The 23203-nt window shown below is 74.1% G+C and carries 17 protein-coding genes and 2 pseudogenes; 10 read left to right on the top strand and 9 right to left on the bottom strand.

Annotated features, from left to right (window positions below; genetic code table 11):
• Window positions 1–2: 2 nt before the first annotated feature.
• The 5 genes and pseudogenes from OYE22_RS14920 to OYE22_RS14900 form a co-directional block, all read right to left on the bottom strand.
• Entirely contained in the window at window positions 3–2516 is a 2514-nt protein-coding gene (locus tag OYE22_RS14920; protein ID WP_277320861.1) for a bifunctional serine/threonine-protein kinase/ABC transporter substrate-binding protein, read from the bottom strand.
• A gap of 115 nt (window positions 2517–2631) precedes the next feature.
• Entirely contained in the window at window positions 2632–3462 is an 831-nt protein-coding gene (locus tag OYE22_RS14915) for a hypothetical protein (protein WP_277320860.1), read from the bottom strand.
• Between the two features lie 161 nt (window positions 3463–3623).
• The gene (locus tag OYE22_RS14910; RefSeq protein WP_277320859.1) at window positions 3624–4388 is read right to left on the bottom strand and encodes a DUF5701 family protein; all 765 of its coding nucleotides are present in this window, start codon (window positions 4386–4388) and stop codon (window positions 3624–3626) included.
• 76 nt (window positions 4389–4464) lie between these two features.
• The gene (locus OYE22_RS14905; protein WP_277324138.1) at window positions 4465–5454 is read right to left on the bottom strand and encodes a virginiamycin B lyase; all 990 of its coding nucleotides are present in this window, start codon (window positions 5452–5454) and stop codon (window positions 4465–4467) included.
• Window positions 5455–5487: 33 nt separating this feature from the next.
• Window positions 5488–6078, bottom strand: a pseudogene (locus tag OYE22_RS14900) (alpha/beta hydrolase fold domain-containing protein); the annotation flags it as partial.
• 489 nt (window positions 6079–6567) lie between these two features.
• Here OYE22_RS14900 and OYE22_RS14895 point away from each other — a divergent pair.
• Together OYE22_RS14895 and OYE22_RS14890 are read left to right on the top strand one after the other, a co-directional pair.
• A complete protein-coding gene (locus OYE22_RS14895) occupies window positions 6568–7224 on the top strand; it encodes a TetR family transcriptional regulator (RefSeq protein WP_277320858.1) in 657 nt (218 codons plus the stop codon).
• A 189-nt stretch (window positions 7225–7413) separates the two neighbouring features.
• Window positions 7414–8466 carry an aldo/keto reductase gene (locus OYE22_RS14890; RefSeq protein ID WP_277324137.1) on the top strand — a complete coding sequence of 351 codons (1053 nt, stop codon included), beginning with the start codon at window positions 7414–7416 and terminating at the stop codon, window positions 8464–8466.
• Between the two features lie 23 nt (window positions 8467–8489).
• Here the strand turns inward: OYE22_RS14890 and OYE22_RS14885 are convergent, their stop codons facing one another.
• From OYE22_RS14885 to OYE22_RS14875, 3 genes are all read right to left on the bottom strand, one after another.
• Window positions 8490–9791 carry a PE-PGRS family protein gene (locus tag OYE22_RS14885; RefSeq protein WP_277320857.1) on the bottom strand — a complete coding sequence of 434 codons (1302 nt, stop codon included), beginning with the start codon at window positions 9789–9791 and terminating at the stop codon, window positions 8490–8492.
• A 4-nt stretch (window positions 9792–9795) separates the two neighbouring features.
• Window positions 9796–11964 (bottom strand): AAA family ATPase, encoded by a 2169-nt coding sequence (locus OYE22_RS14880; protein WP_277320856.1) that lies wholly within the window; start codon window positions 11962–11964, stop codon window positions 9796–9798.
• 130 nt (window positions 11965–12094) lie between these two features.
• Window positions 12095–13678, bottom strand: coding sequence for an alpha/beta hydrolase (locus OYE22_RS14875; RefSeq protein WP_277320855.1), 1584 nt, complete (start codon window positions 13676–13678; stop codon window positions 12095–12097).
• Between the two features lie 313 nt (window positions 13679–13991).
• Between OYE22_RS14875 and tpx the strand changes: the two genes are divergently transcribed.
• On the top strand, window positions 13992–14492 hold the full coding sequence (tpx, locus tag OYE22_RS14870) for a thiol peroxidase (RefSeq protein ID WP_277320854.1): 501 nt from the start codon (window positions 13992–13994) through the stop codon (window positions 14490–14492).
• A gap of 170 nt (window positions 14493–14662) precedes the next feature.
• Here the strand turns inward: tpx and OYE22_RS14865 are convergent, their stop codons facing one another.
• Window positions 14663–16150: a hypothetical protein gene (locus tag OYE22_RS14865; protein WP_277320853.1), complete on the bottom strand. Its 1488-nt coding sequence runs from the start codon at window positions 16148–16150 to the stop codon at window positions 14663–14665.
• 192 nt (window positions 16151–16342) lie between these two features.
• Between OYE22_RS14865 and OYE22_RS14860 the strand changes: the two genes are divergently transcribed.
• The 7 genes and pseudogenes from OYE22_RS14860 to OYE22_RS14830 all read left to right on the top strand — a co-directional run bounded on the left by OYE22_RS14860 (window position 16343) and on the right by OYE22_RS14830 (window position 22919).
• Entirely contained in the window at window positions 16343–16654 is a 312-nt protein-coding gene (locus OYE22_RS14860; protein WP_277320852.1) for a hypothetical protein, read from the top strand.
• A gap of 32 nt (window positions 16655–16686) precedes the next feature.
• A complete protein-coding gene (locus tag OYE22_RS14855) occupies window positions 16687–17628 on the top strand; it encodes an AraC family transcriptional regulator (RefSeq protein WP_277320851.1) in 942 nt (313 codons plus the stop codon).
• Window positions 17629–18071: 443 nt separating this feature from the next.
• Entirely contained in the window at window positions 18072–19172 is a 1101-nt protein-coding gene (locus OYE22_RS14850) for an iron-siderophore ABC transporter substrate-binding protein (protein WP_277320850.1), read from the top strand.
• Entirely contained in the window at window positions 19169–20212 is a 1044-nt protein-coding gene (locus OYE22_RS14845; protein ID WP_277320849.1) for an iron ABC transporter permease, read from the top strand. Before OYE22_RS14850 ends, OYE22_RS14845 begins: the two co-directional genes overlap by 4 nt.
• Window positions 20213–20304: 92 nt before the next feature.
• On the top strand, window positions 20305–21315 hold the full coding sequence (locus OYE22_RS14840; RefSeq protein ID WP_277324136.1) for an iron chelate uptake ABC transporter family permease subunit: 1011 nt from the start codon (window positions 20305–20307) through the stop codon (window positions 21313–21315).
• Window positions 21312–22100: pseudogene (locus OYE22_RS14835) on the top strand (ABC transporter ATP-binding protein); the annotation flags it as partial. The gene OYE22_RS14840 and the pseudogene OYE22_RS14835, both read left to right, overlap by 4 nt.
• Entirely contained in the window at window positions 22080–22919 is an 840-nt protein-coding gene (locus tag OYE22_RS14830; RefSeq protein ID WP_277324135.1) for an MSMEG_1061 family FMN-dependent PPOX-type flavoprotein, read from the top strand. The pseudogene OYE22_RS14835 and the gene OYE22_RS14830, both read left to right, overlap by 21 nt.
• The last annotated feature ends 284 nt before the right edge of the window (window positions 22920–23203 follow it).

The following is a 23203-nucleotide window of genomic DNA, read 5'->3' as shown; positions in this document are numbered from 1 at the left end:
GCTCACGCCTTCCAGGCCGAACCGAGGTAGCGGAAGCGCCCGCGCTCGACCCGGTACAGGTAGGAGCCCTCGTCCGCGTCGTAGCGGCCGTCGTCGGCGCGGAACGCGAGCTTCCTGGCGACGCCGTCGTACGTCGCCGCGCGGAGCCCGGCCAGCACCTCGGCGCGGCTCGGCCGCGCGCCCGGCCGCCGGGCGGGAGCGGACGTGGGTGTGTGGGTGGGGCTGGGAGCGGACGGGGGTGTGGGAGTGGGCGTGGCATCGGGCCGGGCCGGCGCGTTGGTGCCGGTGCCGGTGGGGGCGCCGCCGCGGGGCGGTCGCCGCCCGTCGCCGACGAGTTGGCCCACCGTGCGCAGGATGAGGTTGGCCACGTCGTACGCCTCGGCGGCGTGGTACGGCGCGGCCCGGCCGAAGCGCGCGCGGTAGGCGGCGGCGAAGCGCGCCGCCGCCGGCTCGGCCTCGGCGTCGATGAACGTCGAGGTCAGCGCCCAGCCGTCGGCCGCCTCCCCGGCCGCCTTGAGGAACAGCGGGTCCAACGCCGCCTGGGTGGCCACTCGTGGCCCCGTGAACCCGGTGCGGGCCACCTCCCTGGCCACCTCGGCCGCGCCCCGCGCGCCCCCGGCGAAGACCAGGGCGCCTACCTCGCGGTCCAGCAACTCCCGTACCAGGGGCCGGAAGTCGCGGGAGAGCGCGGGCTGTACGCGGGGCAGCGGGGTGAACTCCGTCGCGCGCAGCACCCCGATCGCCATCCGCGCGGTTGACCAGCTGTAGAAGTCGGTCGCCCGGTCGGAGATGACGCCGACCGGGCCCGCGTGTGTCCGCTCGCGCAGGTACAGGCTGACGGGCGCCACGTCCGAGCCGTGCTCGGGCCGGGCGTAGAGCACCGTACGGGCGGGCCGTGGCAGGCCCGGCAGGAAGGCGCCGAACACGACGCCCACCATGGCCAGGTTCGCCTCGTCGTAGACGGGGGCGGCCTCGGTCGCGCTCTCGTCGGTGGTGGTGCCGATCACGGCGAGCACCGAGCGGTCCGCCGCCAGGGAGCGCGCCGCCGCGGCGGCCCGCTCCGGGCGCCCCCCGTCGTCGGCGGTGCGCAGCCGGGCCTCGAACCGCCGGTCGGCGCGCGCGTTGAACTGCTCGACGGCCAACTGGGCACCGGTGCGCTGCGCCTCGCCCTGCGGGGCGTACGCGCCGCTCAGCGCGGCCTGGAGCCCGATGCGGTGCACGGGAAGGCCGGAGCCGGCAGCGCCTCCCTCGCCGTTCTCACCGTTCTCGCCGTCGCTCCCGCGCAGCGCGGCCCACGCCGCCAGGCCGCCGCCGGCGGCGAGCAGCGCGCCCCCGGAGGCGACGAGGAACCGCCGACGCCCCGGCCCGGCGGACCCGGAGCCCACCGCACCCGACGCCGTCTCGCCAGCCGCGCCCTGCCCGGTGTCCCCGCCGGCACCATCTCCCCCGCCGGCACCGTCACCCTCGTCCGCTCCGTCCGCTCCGTCGGCCGCGCCGTCCCCGCCTCCGTCCCCGTCGGCGGAGGCGGAACCCGCCGTGCCCGGGGCCGTCGGGTCGATGCCGGGCAGCGCCAGCGACCGGGCCGAACGGAGCGCCACCAGGTGCGTGAGCGGCCCCGGCAACCAGCCGCCCGCGCCGGGCCCGTCCGCCCCGCCGGCCTCACCTGCTCCGCCCGCCGCGCCCGCCCCGTCACTCCGCGAACCGTCACCCGCCGCGCCCGCGAGCGCGCGCCGCACGGTGGCCGCGTCCGGGCGCCGGCCGGGGGCCTTGTCCAGGCAGCGTTCCAGGAGCGGCACCAGCGCCTCGGGCGCCCCGTCCAGGTCGGCCGGGTCGTGCACGATGCGGTACAGCAGCGCCGCCGCGTCCCCGTCACCGAACGGCCGCCTGCCGGTGGCCGCGTACGCCAGCACGCAGCCGAGCGAGAACACGTCGCTCGCCGGCCCGATCCCGGCGCCCTCCGCGCGCGCCTGCTCGGGGGAGAGGAAACCGGGCGAGCCGATCACCATGTCGGTGGCGGTGATCGCCGTGTCGTCCAGCGCCCGGGCGATGCCGAAGTCGATGAGCCGTGGTCCGTCGAGCGCCAGCAGCACGTTGCCGGGCTTGACGTCGCGGTGTACGAGTCCGAGCGCGTGCACCGAGGCCAGCGCCTCGGCCAGCAGCGCGCCGAGCGTGCGCACGGTGGCCGGTGGCAGCGGCCCGTGCTCGGCCACCGCGTCGCTCAGCGCCGGCCCCGGCACGTACGCGGAGGCCAGCCACGGCGCCCGGGCCTCGGGGTCGGCGTCGACGACCGGCACCGCCCACGGGCTGTCCACCCGCCGCGCGGCGGCCACCTCGCGCCGGAAGCGGACCCGGAAGCCGGGGTCGCCGGCCCGCTCCGGGTGGATCACCTTGACGGCGACGAGCCCGCCGCCGGGCGAGCGGCCGAGGTAGACCACGCCCATGCCACCCGCGCCGAGGCGCCCGAGCAGCCGGTAACGGGCGACCCTGGCCGGGTCGGTGGGTCGCAGCGGCCGCATCACAGGGGCCCCTCGCACGCGGGGTGGCCGGCACGGCGGCGCCCGGGGCCGACGGTACGGCGGCACCCGGGGCCGGCGGTACGGCGGTCGGGCACGGGTGCCGGGCCTCGCGCGCTCATGACAGGGCCTCCCGCGTCCGCTGCACCAGCTCCACCAACGGCTTCTGCAACATGCCGGTGAGGGCGTCGTCGGCGTGCCCGGTGCCGCCCTTGACGGTCACGGTCAGGGTGAGCGGGCCGATCCGCGCGGTGGCCCAGGAGTACGGGTGCGGCCCGCCGGCCAACCGGCCGCGGTAGCTGCCCCGTTCCCAGATCAGGTCGTCGGCGGTGGCCTGGCCACGCTCGCCCCACAGGCTGCTGGTGGAGGTCAGCTCGCCGATCGTCTCGTCGGCGTTGAGCCGCTGGCGTGGGCAGCGCAACACCTCCTCCAGGGTGGCGGCCATCTCCCGGTCGGCGCCGTACACGTCCCGGTGGACGGTGACGACCGTGCGGGCGTCCACCGCCCCCCTGCCCGCGCGGGCCGGCAGCACGCTGCGCCGCGTCAGGCTGGCGAGCACCTCGGCCGGCAGCCGTTCGCGCTGCCACACGCAGCCGTCGTCGAGCACGGCCCACGTGGTGTCCGCGCTCTCGTACGACGCGTGCCGCGCGAAGTCCGCGCCGAAGGAGGCGGGTTCGACCGAGACCGCGCGGGCCAGCCGCAGCGCGCCCGCGCGGTCGTGCGGCAGCCGCTCCGGGGCGGGGGTGAACCGGGTCGCGCCAGGCGTCGGGCCGTCCGTTCCGGTGGGCTGACCGCCCGGGGGCGTGGTCGTCACCGACGAGGTCCGCTCCCCGCCCTCCCGGCGCGCGTCCGGCGGGTCGTCCGACGACGAGCAACCCGCCGTCACGAGCACCAGCACGAGCGCGACCACGACGCCGCGCCCGGCTCCAACTCCCTCTGGCTTACGCATGGTTAGCCCCCCACAAGCCCTCGCGACAGCCTAGGACGTCGTACGGGGGCCGATGGATGCATCCCGGCCGAAACAGCGGCGGATATCCGCCGCCCGGCCCCGGCCGTCGGGGCCCAGTGGGCGGGGCGCGCCCGGGGCGGGGGACCGCCCCGGGCGCCGGGTCACGCCGCCGGTGCCGCCGCGCGTCGCCCGCCCGCCGACGCCACGCCCAGCCAGGTGTGCGGGTTGCCCTGCCAGCACCAGCCCAGCTTCGGGGCCCTCTGGCTGATCCACAGGGCCGGGACCCGGCGGTCGCCGCTGCGCGAACCGCCCAGCGAGAAGCACTTGTTCTTGACCAGCACCCGCGGGAAGTGCGTGACCAGGGCGATGCCCTCCTCGATCGTGAGCGGGGTGCGGCCCCGGTCGGCGATGGTGCGCAACGCGTCGTCGGGGACGGCGCCGCAGAACTCCTCGCCGCGTTCGACGTCGAGCACCAGGTAGGCGTCGTGGCCCGGCAGCGCGACCTCGTCGGTGGCGACGAACCGTTCCAGGGCGCCGGGCTCGAAGCTGCGGTCCACGAAGCCGGGCAGCCGCCCACGGTGCAGGGTGGTGCGCGGCATCGTCTCCTCGATCGGGACGACGTCACGGGTGACGACCAGCACGAACGGCACCCGCCCGGTCACGGCCTCGTCCCCGGGCTCACCCGCCGGATCGGTCGCGTCCGTCGCGCCTGTCGTGTCCGTGGTGTCCGCCGCGTCCACCGCGTCCGCCGTGTTGGCGGTGTCCGCCACGGCGGCCACGGCGGCCTCACGCAGCGGGGCGAGGAGGGCGGTGAACCGCTCGACGTCGAGCCCGGAGGCCGCGGGGTAGCCCAGCTCGACCAGGGTGCTCACCTGGCGGTCGAAGGCGGCCGCGGCGTCGGGGGAAGTGTTGGGCGTACGGGGCAAGGAGGTTCCTTCCGGACGGGGCTGGGTGGAATGGCTGGAGTGGGTGGGGTGGGTTGAACTGGCGGGAGGGTGGGGCTTACGGGGTGTCGGGGCGGCCGGGGGCGACCCTGGCCAGCGCGCCGGTCTCCAGGGCGCACCACACGGCACCGTCGTGCGCGGTGATGCCGTGCGGTTCGCTGGTGCGGCTCGGCAGGTCGTACGCGGTGATGTCGCCGTCGGTGGTGATGCGCCCGACCCGGCCGCTGCCCCACTCGGTGAACCACAGCGCGCCGTCGGGGCCCGTGGTGATGGCGTGCGGGCGGGCCGCGCGGTCGGGGAGCGGGTACTCGGTGATCGTGCCGTCCACAGTGATCCGGCCGATCTGCCCGGCCCCGATCTCGACGAACCACAGCGCCCCGTCGGGCCCGGCGGTGATGCCGACCGGGCCCGCGCCGTCGGTCGGCAGCGGGTAGGCGGTGCCCCGGCCGTCGGTGGTGATCCGGCCTATCGCGTTGCCCTGGTTGAGCGTGCACCACAGCGCCCCGTCGGAGCCCGCGACGAGGGCGGACGGGAACGCGCCGGGCGCCGGGTACTCGCTGACGGTGCCGTCCGGGGCGATCCGCGCGACGCGGTCGACGGCGGAGAGCGTGCACCACATCGCCCCGTCCGGGCCGGCCGCGATGCCGTACGGGCCGGCGTCGGCGGTCAGCGGCGCGTACCAACTGACGGCGCCGGCACCGCCCGGGGCCCCCGCGTCACCCGCGTCACCCGTGTCACCCGCGCCACTCGTGTCGTCCACGTCGCCCGCGTCGCCGCCCACCGCGATCCGACCGACCCGGTGCGTCCCGTACTCGGTGAACCACAGGGCGCCGTCCGGCCCCGGCGTGATCACCGTCGGGCCCGCGCCGACGGGGTGGGTCGTGACCCGGCCGGCCGCGTCCCGGCGCCCGACGGCGCCCTGGTGGACGAGGGTGAACCAGAGCGCCCCGTCCGGCCCGCTCGCCACCCCGTACGGTCCGGCGTCCGGGCCGCTCACGGTGTACGCGCGGACCGGGTCGGCCAGCCACCGGCCGATCCGGTCGAGCACCACCTCGCCCGGCTCCGACAGGTGGAAGGCGTGCGGCATGTCCTCGTACGCGTCCAGGCGCACGCACACCCCGGCCGCGTCGGCCGCCTCGGCGAAGCGGCGGGCGTCGTCGTAGAGCACCTCGTCCGTGCCGACGGCCACCAGCAGCGGCGGCAGTCCGCGCAACTCCCCGTACAGCGGTGACTGCGGCGCCTCGCGCGGGCTCGCGCCGGCGAGGTAGTCGGTGGTGACGGCGGTGAGGACGGCGCGGCTGAGCACGTCCCGGCCGTCGGCCGCGTCGAGTGAGGCGCCGGTCAGAGCGAAGTCGGTGATCGGCGAGATCGCGACCGCCGCCCCCGGCATCGGCCCGCCGGTCCGCCCGATCTCCAGCAGCGCGGACAGCACGAGGGTGGCCCCGGCCGACTCGCCGACGAGGGCGATGTCGGCGGCGGACACGCCGGCGTCCAGCGCCGCCCGCCAGGCGGCCAACACGTCGTGCAGGGCGGCGGGGTAGGGGTGGGCGGGCGCGAGCCGGTAGTCGACGCGCAGCGTCGGCCGCCCGGTCGCCCGCGACAGCCGGTAGGCCAGCACGCGCTCGGCCTCGGGCCTGCTGTGCGCGAACCCGCCACCGTGTACGTAGATCACCGCGCCGCCCCGGGCACCGGGCGCCCGCACCCAGTCCCCGCGCACGCCCGGTTCGCGTACGCCTGCCTCGCGTACGCCTGCCTCGCGTACGCCTGGTTCGCGCGCGCCTGCCTCGCGTACGTCCGTGTCGTGCCCGTCGGCGTCGCCCGCCGTGGCGTCGCGGACGTCGGCGTCGGCCGGGAGCGGCCCGGCGACGAGCGAACCGGAGCGGAGCGGGTCCGGGCCCTCGCGGTCCGCGCGTGCTCGGCCGGGTGCCGCGGGAATGGCGGTGACGTTCAGCAAACAGTCCTCCGGGGGTGTGTGGTGCGTGACGTGGTGCGTGACGTGGTGCCTGGGTGTGTCGTGGACGTGGCTCGGGGCCCCGGCAGGCGTCCGCGACGCGCGGCTACGCGGCACTCGGCCCGCCGGTGAAACTTACGACGGAGGTAAACTTACGCACGCCTCATGCGGGATGTCAACGTATTTATAGAACGAGGGTAAGATTCGCCCATGGGTATCGAGTCGAGCACGACGAAGGGCGCGGCCCCGGGCCTGCGCGAGGCGAAGAAGCGCGAGACGCGGCAGGCCATCTCCGACCACGCGACCAGACTCTTCGTCGAGCGCGGCTTCGAGCGCACGACCATCGCCGAGATCGCCGAGGCCGCGCGCGTCGCCAAGAAGACCGTGACCAACTACTTCCCGCGCAAGGAAGACCTGGCCCTAGACCACCAGGACGCGTTCGTCACCTCCCTCGCCCGCCGCGTCGCGGACCGCGAACCCGGCGAGTCGGCCCTCGCGGCGCTGCGGCGCGCGTTCCTGTCCGCCGTCGCCGCCCAGGACCCGATCGCCGGCTTCGCCGGGCCGGCCTTCACCCGCATGATCGCCGAGAGTCCCGCCCTGACGGCCTGCCTGCGCGGCCTGCACGACCAGCGCGAGGAGGCCCTGGCCGGTGCCCTCGCCGAGGCGACCGGGGCCGCGCCCGACGCCATCGCCCCGCGCACGGCCGCGGCCCTCATCGGCGGCGTGCACCGCGTCCTGTTCCGCCGCATCCAGGAACTCACGCTCGCGGGCCGCGACAACGCGGAGATCGCGGCCCTCCTGGAGCCCGAGGCCGTCCAGGCGTTCGCCCTCCTCGAACCGGCCCTGGCCGACTACGCGCGGGCCTGACGCCCGCCCCGCCGGGGTGCCACAAGGCCGGGGCCCGGGGACGCCCACCGCACGGGGCACCCTCGCGCGGCCCCTGGCCCCGCGGTGCGGCTTCGCGTGCTGCCGCGCCCGGTGAACACCCCCACCGCGCCGCCGGCACAGCCCTTGCCCTAGAGCCCACTCCAACGCATAGCGTGCCGGCGCATGGACATGCGCTACCGCCCGTTGGGGCGTACGGGGATCGACGTCAGCACGTACTGCCTGGGCACCATGATGTTCGGCTCCGTGGGCAACCCGGACCACGCCGCGTGCGCGCGGATCGTGCACTCCGCGCTCGATCGCGGGATCAACTTCGTCGACACCGCCGACATGTACTCCGCCGGCGAGTCCGAGACCATCGTCGGCAAGGCGTTGCGGGGCCGCCGCGACGACGTCGTCCTTGCCACCAAGGTGCACTTCCAGATGGGCGAGGGCCGCAACCGCAGCGGCAACTCGCGGCGTTGGATCACGCGGGCCGTCGAGGAGAGCCTCACCCGGCTCGGCACCGACTGGATCGACCTCTACCAGGTGCACCGGCCCGACCCGGACACCGACATCGAGGAGACCCTGTCCGTCCTCGGCGACCTGGTGCGACAGGGCAAGATACGCGCGTTCGGCTGCTCCACCTTCCCGGCCGAGGAGATCGCCGAGGCGCACCACGTCGCCGAACGCCGCGCCCTGCCCCGCTTCCGCACCGAGCAGCCGCCCTACTCGCTGCTCGCCCGTGGCGTGGAGACCTCGGTGCTGCCGACCTGCCAGCGGTACGGCATGGGCGTCCTGACCTGGAGTCCGCTCGCCTCGGGGTTCCTGACCGGCGCGTACCGCAAGGGCCGGCCGATCGACATGACCAGCGGCCGACCCGCGCTGCACCCGGCCCGCTTCGACCCGGCGCTGCCGGAGAACGCGGCCAAGCTGGAGGTGGTGGAGCAACTCGTCGAGGTCGCCGACGACCTCGGCCGCACCCTCCCCGAACTCGCCATCGCCTTCCCGCTGGCCCACCCGGCCGTCACCTCGGTGATCGTCGGCCCGCGCACCCAGGAGCAGTTGGACAGCCTGTTGGCGGGGGCCGATCTCACCCTGGACGACGCGACCCTTGACCGCATCGACGCCATCGTCCCGCCCGGCACCGACCGCTACCGCGCCGACGGCGTCTGGCGCCCCACCTCCCTCACCGACCCGGCCCAGCGCCGCCGACCGGTGGCGGGTCGGGCGGCGGGTGAGTAGCGGTCCTGCCGGCACTCGCGCCGCTAGGGGAGAGGTGGCGGCTGGTTGGCGGCGAACCGGGCGATGGCCGCGCGGAGGGGGCCCGCCGCCTGTTCGGGTGTGGTGCGGGTGTCCAACCCCAGCACCTCGATGCGCCCCAGCACTCCACGCGGGCCCTCGATCCGCAACAGGTGACGCGTCGGCCCGTCAGGCGCGGGGTGGACGATCAGGGCCAGTGGGGTCGAGGGGTCGGTGTACCCGGCGATGTAGGTGAGGAGTTGATGCCGGTCGCTCGGCTTGACCGTGCCGTCCTGGTACGCCTTGTATTTCGCGTCCACGACCAGGTATCGCGCCACATCAGCCGTGTCGGGTGACGGGGGAAACGCCAGCAGCGCGTCGGGTCGAAAGGGATCCATCGTCCTCTGGTCGGTGGCCACGGGGACGGCCCCTTCACGCTTGGTGTGGATGCACCCCTCGTGCGGCCGTGCGTACCGACCTCCGTGGGCCACCGCCGCGTCGGCGGCCATGCGGCGCACCACGTGCTCCCACAGTACGTTGAGGTTGAGCAGCAGGCTCCTGGCGGCGAACCCGTACGGGTCCAGCAGGTCACGTACCCCGCCGCCGCCCAGCACCATCCGGGCCCAGGCGTGGGCCGGGCGGTAATGGTCGTTCAGCCGCGTGTACTGCCCGCGTGCGAGCAGGGGTAGCGCGTCGCGTGTGCGTGGCAGCGCGGGGAACTGGCCGGCGGCGTCCAGGAGAGCCTGGGTCGTGCGCGGGTCCGTCGAGGTCTCCGCCGCGCGGGCCAGCGCGGCCCCGCACACCAGGTTCTCCCAGCCACCGTCCTCGTACTCGAAAGTGCGCAGGTGGAGGCGGTCGATCGCGCCGAAGCGACGAGTGGCCTGGGCCATCACATCCAGCCGACCGCGCAGGGCGGTGTCCACGCGGCTGCGGCGCACATAGTCCCGGCGTAGGCCCCGGCGGAGCAGGAGCCGGCACTCGTGCAGCAGGGCCGCGGGCACCAACCCCGCGTACCCGTCCTTGCCCAGGGGCCAGTTGCGGAGCGAGTCGACCGGTTCGCGTTGTCCGTGCGCGTAACAGAGCCAGTCGATCAGCCGCTTGCCGTCGATGGTGAACTTGGGCTGCAGTACCAGTCGCATCCGGTCGAGCTGAAGCACGCCGGTGGTTGCATTCGTCCGCAGTACGTAGCCGTCGCGCGTGTCCATGACGCGCACCGCCTTCGTTTCCTCCAGCACGCTCAGGTCGCGGTCGCTCAGTCTGGCGTGAGGGACGGTGACCGCGGAGTGTTCCCGCAGCTTCACCTCGGGTCGGTCCACGAAGGGGAGCACGCCTCTACTCTCCGGTCGACACGGTGTCGTCGTCCTCACCGGCGACGCGCCCGGCCACGAACTCGTCGGCCAGCACTCCGGGCAGATCCTGCGGGTTGGTGTGGACGACCCGGCCGCTGTGGTCGTCCACCAGCGAGCCCAGCACGCTGCGCAGCAGATCGGGCTGGCCCAGGCAGTAGTCGGCCACCAAAGGGACGATCTCGTGGTGGAAGGCGTGGGCGAGTTGCTCAGCGGTGCCGATCGGCTGGTCGTCGGCGAGCAGGTAGGACTGGCCGAGCATGTGGTCGGGACCGAAGGCGGACTCGAGCTTGTCGTTGAGCCCCTCAAGCAGGCTGGCCAGGCCGAGGCCGCCCACCTCGCCGTCGAGTACGTCCAGGTCCGGGGGTACGTCAACGAAGGCGAACCGGCGCCGGATGGCGGAGTCGATGTGACCCACGCTGCGGTCGGCCGAATTCATCGTGCCGATGATCCGGACGTTCGCTGGTACGGTCTGCTGCCGTCCGCTGGTGGGCAAGGTGATCGGGATCGAGTCGCGCTTGTCGAGCTCGAGCAGAGTAATCAACTCGCCGAGGATGCGCGGCAGGTCGCCGCGGTTGATCTCGTCTACGACGATCAGGTAGGTCTCGTCCGGCGCGGCCTGGGCCGCCGCGCACACCCGTCGGAACAGCCCATCCGTCATGGCCAGGTGCAACCCCGCCGCGCCCTGCACGGCCACCGGCTTGAACCCTTCCACGAAGTCCTCGTACCCGTAGGAAGGATGGAAGGTCACCATGGTCAGCCGGGCCGCCGGCGCGCCGGGCGGCACCTCCGACAACTCGGCCAGCGCCGCGGCGCGCTCCTGCGGCGGGGCGTCGATCTGGTCTGCCCGCCCGGCGATGGCGAGTGCGACGCTGAGCGCCAGTCGTGTCTTGCCCGTCCCGGGCGGGCCCTGCAGGATGACCTGCCCCTTGTGTTGGAGCAGGTCCCGCACAGTGCGCACGGCGGCGGGCAGTTCGACGTCCGCACCGGCCGTCGGCTCGGCACCGCCCTCCGCCATGCTGCCGCGTCCGCGCCGAATCTCCTGCCACAACGGGGCGGGCACCTTCGCGAACGTCTGCTGCCAGGCGTGCCGCGGCGAGTCGAAGTGTTGGGCGTACGAGGTGTCCCAGACCACGCCCACCGCGTGCCGGTAACGGGGCACGTCGGTGGCGTAGGAGTAGCCGTCGGTTACCGTACCGACGGCCAGCACCTCCGACTTGCCCCGGTTGGCGACGATCACGTCACCGGGCTCCAGGTCGCGGAAGGCGAGCAGCTGCCGGGCCAGCCGCAGGTTGCCGCCGGTGCTGTGCGGCCAGTGCTGGTCCAGCGCCTCTTTGAGCTCCAGGTCACTCTCGTACTGACCCAGGCTGCCGACTTCGTCCCAGCCAGTCCGCATCCGGGCGTTGGCCAGGCAGTCGTCCCAAAGCTTGCCGGCCCTGCCCGGAGCGATCTTCCAGATCACCCGGTCCCGCGGGCGCGGGTCGTGGAACGCGTACAGGTACGCCATCACCTCATGCGGGCGCCAACCGTCGAACTCCGGCACCGCCCGCACCAGGGTGAGCAGCTCGCGGTTGGCCTGCCAGGTCCGGACGCCCGAGGAGTGCTGGCGCGGCCTGCCGCCCAGCAGCTCCGTGAAGTGCCGCACGTGCGCGGCGGAGAAGATCGGCAGGAAGGCGTCGGGGAAGTAGAGCGCCAACGCCTTGGTGGTCAGGGCCTGTCCGTAAGAGAGCGCCTCCAACTCGTCGATGCGCTCGTACGCCCCCTCGCGCGCAGCCTCGAAGGCGGCCACGAACTCCCCGCGCAACCGCCTCCATGCCTCCTCGACGCCGAGCGCGCGCAGTGCGGCGGGCACCACGCGCCACTCGCCGGTCCGGTGCTGGAAGATGATGTGCTTGGCCGCACTACCGCCGCGGATGCTGCCGAAGGCGCTGGTGCCGTACTCAAGGAGGCGGCAGAAGGTGTACGTCGTGGTGCGGTGGGTGGCGGGGCCCAGCGCGTACTGTTCCAGGCGCAACTGTGGCCACGACTCCAGCGGGAACATGTCCAGCACCCGGCGGCGATCCACTTCCGCCTCGTCGGCCCGCCTGGTACCCGCCCGGTCGAAGCGCGTGATGCGCTCCGCGATCCCGTCCCTGAACTCCCCGCCCACCGTCATGCGGGCATTCTCGCCCAGTACCCCTGACCGACCCAACGCCCCCCACGCACCCGCCCCCGCTCCCACCGGCGGCGCGGTCGGGAACGGGGGCGGGGTGGCCGAACTCAGGCGATCAGATGCCAGGTACGGGTCAGCGGCCCGCAGTCGGGGCGGCGGTCGGGGACGGGAGGCGGACCGACTTCTGGAGCTTGGGCTCGGGGGCCTTGCAGGTGAGGTCCTTGGCCGGGAGCTTGCCGGTGGTCAGGTACGCCGTGGCGGTCTTGTCGGCGCACGAGCCGGAACCGTAGATGCCGTGGCCCTCGCCGCCGGCGACGGTGACCATCCGCGAGCCCTTCATGGCCTTGTGCGCGCCGACGCCGCTGGGCAGCGGGGTCTGGGAGTCCCACTCGTTCTGCAGGATCAGCGACGGCACCCTGTTGTTGACCTTGGTGGCCGGCTCGCTGCCCTTGCCCCAGAAGGCGCACGGGGTGATGTTGGACGCGAAGTCGCCGTACAGCGGGTACTTCGCCTTGTCGCGGATCGCGTCGCGGCGGTATGTCTCGGGGTCGTGCGGCCAGTTGCGGGTGTCGGCGCACACGACGGACCAGAAGGCCGCCGTCCCGTTGTCCTCGGCGGCGGCGGTCCGGCTGAACGTCGGCGGGGTCGCGGGCTTGACGATCTCGGGCAGCCGGGCGATGCGCGCCTTGCCGCCGTCGGCGGCCTTCTTCAGCTCGACGACGGCCTCGGCGGCCTCGCGCACGCTGAAGAAGACGGCGCGGCCGGCCCGGATGTCGTCGCCGGTGATCTTCTGGCCGTCGATGACGATGGGGTCGCGGTCGGCCCGCGCGACCAGCTTCCAGAACGTGCCGCGCACCTCGCGCGCGGTGCGACCGAGCTTGTACTTCGCGTCGCGCTCGGCGGTCCAGCGGGTCCACCGGTCGAAGGCCGGCTCGGCACCCTCCGCCCAGATCTGGATCATCCCGCGCCAGATCCGCTGCGGGTCCACCGCGCTGTCCAGCACGAACCGGTCGGCGCGCGCCGGGAACATCTGCGCGTAGACCGCGCCGAGGTAGGTGCCGTACGAGTACCCCAGGTAGGAGACCTTCTTCTCGCCGAGCGCGGCGCGGATCGCGTCCATGTCGCGGGCGGTGTTACGGGTGGTCAGGTGCGGCAGCTTCGCCCCGTTTTTGGTGGCGCACTTCTTCGCGACGATGCGGGCCCACCGCACGTCGCTCGGGAAGGTGGCCGCCTTGTACGGGCGGTCCGACACCTGCTCCTCGTACGACAGGCCGCAGGTCACCGGCGCGCTCTGGCCCACGCCGCGCGGGTCGAAGCCGATCAGGTCGTAGCGGCTCTTGACCGACTTGGGCAGTTGTTCGGCCATGTACACCGGCATGTCCAGACCCGCGCCGCCGGGCCCGCCGGGGTTCAGCAACAGCACGCCGCGCCGCTGGTCCGGAGAGCTGGCCTTGACGCGGGATATCGCTATGTCGAGCTTCTTGCCCTGGGGCCGGCTGTAGTCGAGCGGCACCTTGACCGTGGCGCACTGGAAGGCGGCCGGCGCGTCGGGGGCGCACCGCTTCCAGTTGAGCTTCTGCGGGGCGAACTGCTGCTGGGCGACGCGTGGCGCGCTGGCGGTGTCCGCAGCGGTGGCCGTGGCCGGGGCCAGCGCGGGGATCAGCGCGGCGACCGCGCTCGCTGCGATGAGGGAGGCGGCTGGTCGTCTGTTGCGCACGGGTGGGGGCCCTCCTGTCGGTGGTGGTCGTACGGATCGACCCTCTCGCGTACGACAGTTCGGACGAAACCGTCTGTCGGACGGGGCCGAACTCCACCCGTGGGCGGACGACAGGGCGGCCGACTGGTCCCACGGTCGTAGTCACCGGTCCGGCTGGCGGGGTAGCGGGCCGGTTCGAAACGGCGCGTCAGGTGTGACGCGGGCCCGTCCGCGATGCGGGCGCCGGCGGGGGGCGCCCGGTTCCGGGGGCCGCCTCCGCACTAGGATCGGGCGTGCTGCACCGACGATGGACACCGCTGGCAGGAGGCTTTTCATGGCGCAGGTTACGTTGAAGGGGAACCCGGTCCAGGTCACCGGCGAACTGCCCGAGACGGGGGCCCAGGCACCCGCGTTCAGCCTGGTGGGCGAGGGCCTGGCGGACAAGACGCTGGCCGACTACGCGGGCCAGCGCAAGGTCCTGAACATCTTCCCGAGCGTGGACACCCCGACCTGCGCGAAGTCCGTGCGCGAGTTCAACGCGCGGGCCGCCAAGCTCGACAACACCGTGGTGCTCTGCATCTCCGCCGACCTGCCCTTCGCGCAGGGCCGGTTCTGCGGCGCCGAGGGCCTGGAGCAGGTCAAGACCCTCTCCACGCTGCGTGGCCGCGAGTTCCTCGACGCCTACGGCGTGGCCATCGCCGACGGCCCCATGGCGGGCCTGGCCGCGCGCGCCGTGGTCGTGCTCGACGAGAACGACAAGGTCCTCCACACGGAGCTGGTCGGCGAGATCGCCGACGAGCCGAACTACGACGCCGCGCTCGCCGCCCTGAGCTGACCCTCACCCGGCAGCCCGCCCCGGGCCCCGCCCCGACCACACACCAGGGTCGGGGCGGGGCCTTGCGCGTGGGGCCCTTAACGCGTGAGTCCTGGGCGTGGGGCGGGCGGGGGGAACGGGTGCCGGGTGGTCACGTCGCGACGCCTCGGGTACGCGGGTCAGGCGCGGTCCTAGGCCGACGTCGGCCCGGCGGGCCCCGGCCGCGACCCGGCCGGATCGTCGTCCAGTTGGGTCGTCGGGTCCTCCAACCGGACCGAGGTGAGGGCGCGCAGCGCGGCGACGGGCAGCAGCAGGCCGCTCTGCCCGCCCTCGGCCAGGACGAGGCCCGCGAGCCCGCCCGTACTGGAGAAGGCCGGCGCGCCGATCAGGCCGCGCACCACCTCGCCGGCCACCCGCAGCCAGTCGCCCGTGCGGCCCCTGACGTCGAGGACGCACGAGTAGGGGCCGGTCGCCGCGTGCGCGCTGACCAGGAGCTGTCGGCCCGGGCGGGGGCGCCAGTCGAAGGTCAGCGGCTGCTCGGGCACGGGGACGGGCTCGGCGAGGCGCAGCACCACCAGGGGAGCGGGGTATCGCAACCAGAGCGGGTCGAGCTCGGGAAGGGCGAGCGTCTCGACCACCGCCGCCACCTCCACCAGGCGCCCGGCGACGACGACGTGCACTCCGCTGAACAGCGGGTCGGCCGGCAACCGGGCCGAGGTGATCACCGTCCGGGCATCCAGCAGCAGGCCGTTGCCCAGGTGTCCGTCGAGTTCGCACACCCGGACGCTGACCGCCGCGACGATCTCCTCGTCCACCTGCCAGTCGTCAGCGTTCACGGTGACGCTGCCGTGTACGTGGCCGATCTGGTACACCGAGTTGACCGGCGCCGAGCCGGGTGCCGCCATGAACCGGTTGTGCACCTCGGCTTCCGCCGTCCCGGCGGACCCGGCCGGCCCGGTGTCCTCGGGGACGCGGGTCGTCTCGGTCGCGCGGTGCACCACCTCCGGCAGCAGCGCGTCCTCACTCGCCTCGGTCGACCCGCCCTCCGCGTCGGCGAGTTGGCGTTCCAACTGTTCGCAGCGCTCCTCCGCCCGCTGGTGCCGCTCGCGCACGCGGGCCAGCTCCTCCCTGAGTTCGCGCACCTCCTCGCGCAGCCGGGCCTGTTCGTCGGCCCGCTCGCCGGCGGCGGCGTCGCCCAGTGGCTCGGACGAGGCGGACGCGCTGGCCGACGCCTGCAACTCGTGGAAGCGCGTCTGGAGGTCGCGTACGCGGTGCTCGCGGTCCTGGAGCGCGTCCTCCAACCAGCGCTCGCGGGCCGCCGCCCGACGCGCCTCCTGGTCGGCCTCGGCCAGCTTCCGTTCCAGCAACTGCACCTTGTGTGCGGGGGACTTGCTGCCGCTCAGCGCCGCGTTGTGCAGATCGCGGAGCATGGCGATCGTCTGCTCGGTCGGCACCGTGCCCCGCTCCTCGGCCACGTCGTGCAGCAGGTTGAGGACGAACTCCCAGGGCGGCATATGGCTGCCGCTCAGGTAGCGGGAGACGGTGGAGGAGTCGTACGCGCGGCGGGCCGCGTAGCGCCGGGTCGATACGCCCAGCCCCTGGAACAGGTCCCGTAACGCGACGGCCAGCGCCGCCACGTCGGGCCCCATGCCCTGGTTGACCGGCTTCAGTTCGCTCATCGTGCCCCGTAGCCCCCGATCTTGTACGCGGCCCGTACCCGTGCCAGACCCCGTGCCGCACGTCCGCCCGTACACGCGCGTGTTGCCAGTTGACCGGCAGCACCGCTGCGCCTGCCGCAGCACCCCGACCCGCCGCGAGCCTTGACCACATCGTCACAGACGCCCTCGCCCACCGTGAACGGGGACTTCACCATGAGCCAGCGCACCGACCGATCCCGCCGCACCAGCCGATCCCGCCATACCGGCCAGGCCCGCCACACCGGCCAGACCCGGCGCGCCAGCCGGGCCCCCGGCGTCCGCCGTACCCGCCGTACCAGCCACATCGGTCGCGCCCACCGGGTGCACGACCTGGTCGTCTTCCTCGCCGTGCTCGGCACCGCCGTGGGGCTCGTGCTCAGCGGCGTCGCGCCGGAGTCGCTGGCGGCGATCGCCGTCGCCGTCTCCGGCCTGTACGCCGCCTGGCGCGGCAGCGGCGACCGTCCGCGACCGCCGGAGGGGCGGTGATGCCACCGGAGGCCGGGTCTTAGGGTGAGGCCATGTCGTCCCCCCGGCACCCGGCCGCCCCGTACCCGGCCGCACCACATCCGACCGGGGTGCCCCATCCGACCGGGGTGCCCCACCCGACCGGGGCCCGCCCCGTCGGCGCGCCCCGTACCGCCAGGGTGTCCCGCGCGGCCGGGGCGTCCCGTGCGCCGGCCGGGCGGACCGTGCGCGAGACGCGGTCGCTGCCGGTGGTGGCCGCAGGGGCGGTCGAGGTGCCGTTCGCGATCCAGCCGTACGACGAGGTCGTCGCGCACGACACCACCTGGGGCGAGCACTCGCACCCGTTCCACGAGCTGCTGTGGAACGAGCGGGGCGCGTCCAGTGCCGTCGTCGGGGCGCGGGTGTGGACGATCACGCCCGCGCTCGGGCTGTGGATGCCGGCGGGCACGCTGCACTCGGGGTCGGCGATCGCGGGGACCTGGTTCCGGGCGAGCTTCTTCGGCTTCCACACCACGCCCTCGCTCTCCGACACACCGGTGGCCGTCGAGATCACCCCGCTGCTGCGGCTGTTGCTTGAGCGGCTGTGTGAGCCGGGCCTGTCCGCGTCGTCGCGGAAGGTCACCGAGGCGCTGGTGCTCGACGTCCTCGAACCCTCGCCGCGCGAACTGCTCGTCCAAGCGCCCACCTCGGCCCTGTTGCGCCCGATCGCCGACGCGCTGCGCGCGGACCCCGGCGACCAGCGGACCCTGTCGCGGTGGGCGGCCGAACTGGCCGTGAGCGCGCGGACGATCAGCCGGGCCTTCGCGGCGGAGACCGGTACCAGCTTCGCGCGCTGGGTCGCCTCGGTACGGGCGCAGCACGCCGTGGCGCTGCTGGCCCGGGGCTGGGAGGTGGAGGCCGTGGCGGTGGAGGTGGGATACCGGTCGGCGAGCGCCTTCGGCGCCGCCTTCCGGCGCACGACCGGCCTCACGCCGGGCGCGTTCCAGGTCTCCTGACCGGGCCGGGGGAGCGGCCCCCGAGATCGGCCCCGAGCCTCTGAGACCGACCTCGGGAGCGGACTCCGAGGTCGGCCCCCGACCGGCCCCGATCGACCCCGGTCGACCCCGATCCGCGCCCGCGCCCCGCCCGCCGCCTCCGCCCCGGGCCCCCGCCCAGCCCGGGCCCCCGCCCCCGGCCCCCGGCACCACTTTTTCGGACAGCACCGACCCGTCCACACGCCCTATTTCCCCATGCGCGCCTTGGGTTCGTGTCCGGATCGCTACATCGGCTGTCTCGTAAGACTGGTTGCGACAGTGATCGGCGACCTCTTAAGGTGCGAAGGCAAGGCTTACCTAAGTGCTTGTGTTCGACAGTGGTGCACTACTCCACGACGGCCTCCCCGGACCCAGGCGTGCGAGGACCGGCACCTGGCCATCCGGATCAGTGGGGTTCGACCATCATGCGTTCCATTCGCTTGCGCCTGTTCACCGCGGCGGCCGCGACCGCCGCGCTCCTGACCGTCGCGGCCTGCGGCGGCTCCTCGTCGGACGGCGACGACGCCAAGGCCGACGGCGCCAAGGGCTCGGCCTCCGCAAAGACCGACGGTTCCGCGTCCAGCGACGGGCCCGTCGCCGACGGCACGTTCCCGATCACCATCAAGCACGCCCTGGGCAAGACGACCATCAAGAAGAAGCCCGAGCGCGTCGCCACCGTCAACTGGGCCAACCACGAGGTGCCGCTGGCGCTCGGCGTGGTCCCCGTCGGCATGGCCAAGGCCGACTTCGGTGACGACGACGGCGACGGGGTGCTGCCCTGGGTGGAGAAGAAGCTGGACGAACTGGGCGCCAAGACGCCGGTCCTGTTCGACGAGAACGACGGCATCGACTTCGAGGCCGTCGCCGACACCCAGCCGGACGTCATCCTCGCCACCTACTCCGGCATGACCAAGCAGGACTACGAGACCCTGAGCGAGATCGCCCCCGTGGTGGTCTACCCGGACGCCCCGTGGGCGACGCCGTGGCGCGAGATCATCCGGTCCAACAGCAAGGCCATCGGGCTCGCCGGCAAGGGCGAGGCGATGATCAAGGACCTGGAAGGGCAGATCTCCCGCACCGTCAGCAAGTACCCGCAGCTCAAGGGCAAGTCGGCGATGTTCATGACGCACATCGACCCCGGGGACGTCAGCGAGGTCGGCTTCTACACCGCCAACGACACCCGCACGCTCTTCTTCGAGGACCTCGGCCTGAAGATCCCGGACAGCGTCGCCAAGGCGTCCAAGGGCACCGACAAGTTCGCGCTCACCCGCAGCGCCGAGCAGATCGACGAGTTCAACGACGTCGACATCGTCACCGGCTACGGCGACGACAAGGGCACCCTGGCCAAGACGCTGCGCAAGGACCCGCTGGTCTCCAAGCTTCCGGCCATCAAGCGCGACTCGATGTACCTGCTGCCCGGCACCTCGCCGCTGGCGACCGCGGCCAACCCGACGCCGCTGTCGATCTCGTGGGTGCTCGATGACTACGTCGCCGCGCTCGCCAAGGCCGCGGACAAGGTCAAGTGACCACGGACACCACCCCTCGTACGCCGGACGTCGCCGTGGTGCGGCGTCCGGCGCGCGTGCGCGCCCTGTGGCTGCTGGTCGCCGTCGTGGTGCTGGCCGCGCTGATGGTGGCCTCCGTCGCCTTCGGCTCCCGCACCGTCGGCTGGTCCGACGTCTGGGCGGGGATCGGCGGCGCGGAGGACACCCTGGAGCGGGCGGCGGTCGTCAAGCGCGTGCCGCGCACGTTCCTCGCGGTGCTGGTCGGCGCGGCGCTCGGGCTGGCGGGCGCGGTCATGCAGGGCGTGACCCGCAACCCGCTGGCCGACCCGGGCGTCCTCGGCGTCAACATGGGCGCCTCGCTGGCCGTGGCCGTCTCGGTCGCGTACTTCGGCCTCACCTCGCCGACCGGCTACATCTGGGTCGCGATGGCGGGCGCCGCGCTCGCCGCCGCGTTCGTCTACGGCGTCGGCACGCTGGGGCGCGGCGGCGCCACGCCGCTGAAGCTGGCCCTGTCCGGCGCGGCCACCTCCGCCGCCTTCGCCTCGCTGGTCACCGCGGTACTGCTGCCCCGCAACGACCTGGCCGGCAGCTTCCGGCTGTGGCAGATCGGCGGCGTGGGCGGCGCCTCGTACGAGCGCATCGGGCACGTGCTGCCCTTCCTCGCCGTCGGCTTCGCGATCTGCCTGCTGTCGGCCAAGGCCCTCAACTCGCTCGCGCTCGGCGAGGAGTTGGCGGCCGGGCTCGGCGAGCGGGTCGCGCTGGCCCGGGGCGTGGCCGCGCTCGGCGCCGTCGTGCTGTGCGGCGCGGCGACCGCGGTCGCCGGCCCGATCGGCTTCGTCGGCCTCGTCGTCCCGCACGCCTGCCGGCTGCTGGTCGGCGTGGACCACCGCTGGCTGCTGCCGTTCTCGGCGCTGCTCGGCGCGGCGCTGCTCACCGCCGCCGACGTCGTCGGCCGGGTCGTCGCCCGGCCCGCCGAGATCGACGTGGGCATCGTGACGGCGCTGGTCGGCGCCCCCTTCTTCATCTGGATCGTCCGTCGGCAGAAGGTGCGTGCCCTGTGAGCGCCGGCTCCCCCACCGCCCCCACCACCTCGTCCACCACGTCACCCACCCCGGCCCCGCTCGCCCCGTCCGCCGTGGAGGCCGTGCGGGCCGTGGCGCGCGGCCGGGTCCGCCGGGCGCTGCGCCGGCGCGCGGTCATCGCGCTGCTGGCCGTCCTGGTGCTGCTCGCGTTCGTCGGCTCGCTGATGTACGGGCAGACGAACTACCCGCTGGCCGACGTGGTCCGGGTGGTCCTGGACGAGAAGGTGCCCGGGGCGACGTTCACGGTCGGGCGGCTGCGGTTGCCGCGCGCCGCGCTCGCCGCCGTGGCCGGCTTCAGCTTCGGCCTGGCCGGCGTCACCTTCCAGACCATGCTGCGCAACCCGCTCGCCAGCCCCGACGTCATCGGCATCAGCTCGGGCGCGAGCGCGGCGGCGGCCGTCGCGATCGTCATGCTCTCGCTCGGCGAGACCCAGGTGTCGGCCCTGGCCATCGCCGCCGCCCTCGCCGTGGCCCTGCTCGTCTACACGCTGGCGTTCAAGGACGGCGTGGTCGGCACCCGCCTCATCCTGATCGGCATCGGCATGGCGGCGATGCTCGACAGCGTCGTCGCGTACGTGCTCTCGCAGGCCGCCGAGTGGGACCTCCAGGAGGCCATGCGCTGGCTGACCGGCAGCCTCAACGGCACCACCTGGGACCAGGCCAGGCCCGCCGCGCTGGCCCTGGCCGTACTCGGACCCGTACTCCTGTCGCAGGCCCGGAACCTGTCGGCCATGCGACTCGGCGACGACACCGCCGCGGCGCTCGGCGTACGCGTCGAACGCACCCGGATCACGGTCATCATCGCCGCCGTCGGCCTCATCGCCTTCGCCACGGCGGGCGCCGGCCCGATCGCCTTCGTCGCCTTCCTCTCCGGCCCCATCGCCGCCCGCATCACCGGCCCCGGCGGCTCGCTGCTGGTCCCGGCCGGCCTGGTCGGCGCGCTGCTGGTGCTGGTCGCCGACTTCACCGGCCAGTACGCCTTCGACACCCGCTACCCGGTCGGCGTCGTCACCGGCGTGCTCGGCGCGCCCTACCTCGTCTACCTGATCATCCGCACCAACCGGGCGGGAGGCTCGCTGTGACCCAGCCCCATTCCCTGGCCGCCGAAGGGCTCACCCTCGGCTACGGCGACCGCACCGTCGTCGACTCACTCGACCTGACTGTGCCGCCGGGCCGCATCACGGCGATCGTGGGCGCGAACGCCTGCGGCAAGTCGACGCTGCTGCGGTCCATGTCCCGGCTGCTGTCCCCGCGCGCCGGCCGCGTCGTCCTGGACGGCAAGGAGGTACACCGGCTGCCCGCCAAGGAGTTGGCCCGCACCCTCGGCCTGCTGCCGCAGTCGCCGGTGGCGCCCGAGGGCATCACCGTCGCCGACCTGGTCGGCCGCGGGCGCCACCCGCACCAGCGGATGTTCTCGCGCTGGAGCGGCGAGGACGACGCGGCGGTCGCGGCGGCGCTGGAGGCCACCGACACCACCGCACTCGCCGACCGCTCCGTGGACGAACTCTCCGGCGGCCAGCGCCAGCGGGTGTGGATCGCGATGGCGCTGGCCCAGCAGACCGACATCCTCATGCTGGACGAGCCCACCACCTTCCTCGACGCCAGCCACCAGGTCGAGGTCCTGGACCTGCTCACCGACCTCAACCACGAGCGCGGCACGACCGTCGTCATGGTCCTGCACGACCTCAACCTCGCCGCCCGCTACGCCGACCACATCGTCGCCCTGGCCGACGGCCGACTCCACGCCGCGGGCCCGCCGCACGAGGTCCTCACGGAGGAGTCCGTACGCGCCGTCTTCGGCCTCAACAGCCGCATCATCGAGGACCCGGTCTCCGGCCGCCCCCTCATGCTCCCCATCGGCCGCCACGGCACCCGACCACCGGCCACCACCCCGGACCCCACCGCACCCTCCGCCCCGGCCCCGGAACCCACCACGTCCCCCGCCCCGGCCCCGGCGGCCAAGCCCCCACTGAGACGCCGTACGCCCCCGGCCTACCGCCGTACGCCCGCCCCACCGCCGTCCGGCCGTACACCCACCGCCGTACGCCGGCCACCACAGACAGCCCCGCACCACCCACCACCACCGGGAGACGCCTTGCCCAGCAGGACCGACGCCGCTGCCCCGGAGCACGAGCACGAGCACGCCACGGCCACGCCCACCGCGAGCGGTTCGGGTTACGTCACCCTCGACTCGCACGCCGAGCTACGGGAGTTGCTCGGCGAGCCGCACCCGATCGTCATCGACAAGGTTCACGACCGCCTCGACCCGGACGACCGGGACTTCGTCGCCCGCTCCCCGTTCTGCCTGCTGTCCACCTCGGACGCGTACGGCACCTGTGACGCCTCGCCGCGCGGAGGCGACCCCGGCTTCACGCACGTCCTCGACCCCGGCACGCTGGTGCTGCCGGAGCGCCCCGGCAACCGGCGCGGCGACAGCCTGCACAACATCGTCGACAACCCGCACGCCGGACTGCTCTACCTGCTCCCCGGCAGCCGCACCATCCTGCGCGTCAACGGCCGGGCCCGCGTCCTCACCGACGCCCCCTTCTTCGACGCCCTGACGGCGGAGGGCGGGCGCCCGAGCCTGGCCGTCCTCATCGAGATAGACGAGGTCTACCGCCACTGCCCCCAGTCCCTGAACCGCTCGTCGCTGTGGTCACCGGCGACGTGGGGGCGACAGGCGTAGCGACGCCGCAGCGCCCGCCCGCACGGCGCCCGCACGGCGTCCGTCCGGCGCCCGTCCGGCGACAGGGGTGGTGAACGGACGGCCGGCGGCCGACTCGACCGCGCGCGGAGCGCTGCCGCGTCCTCCGTACCCGCGCGGGAGCGGGCCTTCGTGTGAGTTTCATGTGAGGTCCCCGCCCCGAAGGCGGCTGACGCCCCGATCGGCGCAGGTCACCGGGGCAGGGGCGGCATGCGGCGTTCATGTTCTCCCATGCGCTCCCATGTCCGCGGGCGACGGTGGCGTGG

Source organism: Streptomyces sp. 71268, from assembly GCF_029392895.1.
GTDB lineage: Bacteria > Actinomycetota > Actinomycetes > Streptomycetales > Streptomycetaceae > Streptomyces.
Note: the sequence above shows the minus strand (reverse complement) of the source record. Positions and strands in the feature narration are given on the sequence as shown.

What these genes read in the sequence shown, in the direction of transcription:
- OYE22_RS14920 (WP_277320861.1), bottom strand. Translation starts at nt 2,516, where the DNA reads ATGCGGCCGCTGCGACCCACCGACCCGGCCAGGGTCGCCCGTTACCGG.
- OYE22_RS14915 (WP_277320860.1), bottom strand. Translation starts at nt 3,462, where the DNA reads ATGCGTAAGCCAGAGGGAGTTGGAGCCGGGCGCGGCGTCGTGGTCGCG.
- OYE22_RS14895 (WP_277320858.1), top strand. Translation starts at nt 6,568, where the DNA reads ATGGGTATCGAGTCGAGCACGACGAAGGGCGCGGCCCCGGGCCTGCGC.
- OYE22_RS14890 (WP_277324137.1), top strand. Translation starts at nt 7,414, where the DNA reads ATGCGCTACCGCCCGTTGGGGCGTACGGGGATCGACGTCAGCACGTAC.
- OYE22_RS14880 (WP_277320856.1), bottom strand. Translation starts at nt 11,964, where the DNA reads ATGACGGTGGGCGGGGAGTTCAGGGACGGGATCGCGGAGCGCATCACG.
- tpx (WP_277320854.1), top strand. Translation starts at nt 13,992, where the DNA reads ATGGCGCAGGTTACGTTGAAGGGGAACCCGGTCCAGGTCACCGGCGAA.
- OYE22_RS14865 (WP_277320853.1), bottom strand. Translation starts at nt 16,150, where the DNA reads ATGAGCGAACTGAAGCCGGTCAACCAGGGCATGGGGCCCGACGTGGCG.
- OYE22_RS14860 (WP_277320852.1), top strand. Translation starts at nt 16,343, where the DNA reads ATGAGCCAGCGCACCGACCGATCCCGCCGCACCAGCCGATCCCGCCAT.
- OYE22_RS14855 (WP_277320851.1), top strand. Translation starts at nt 16,687, where the DNA reads ATGTCGTCCCCCCGGCACCCGGCCGCCCCGTACCCGGCCGCACCACAT.
- OYE22_RS14850 (WP_277320850.1), top strand. Translation starts at nt 18,072, where the DNA reads ATGCGTTCCATTCGCTTGCGCCTGTTCACCGCGGCGGCCGCGACCGCC.
- OYE22_RS14830 (WP_277324135.1), top strand. Translation starts at nt 22,080, where the DNA reads ATGCTCCCCATCGGCCGCCACGGCACCCGACCACCGGCCACCACCCCG.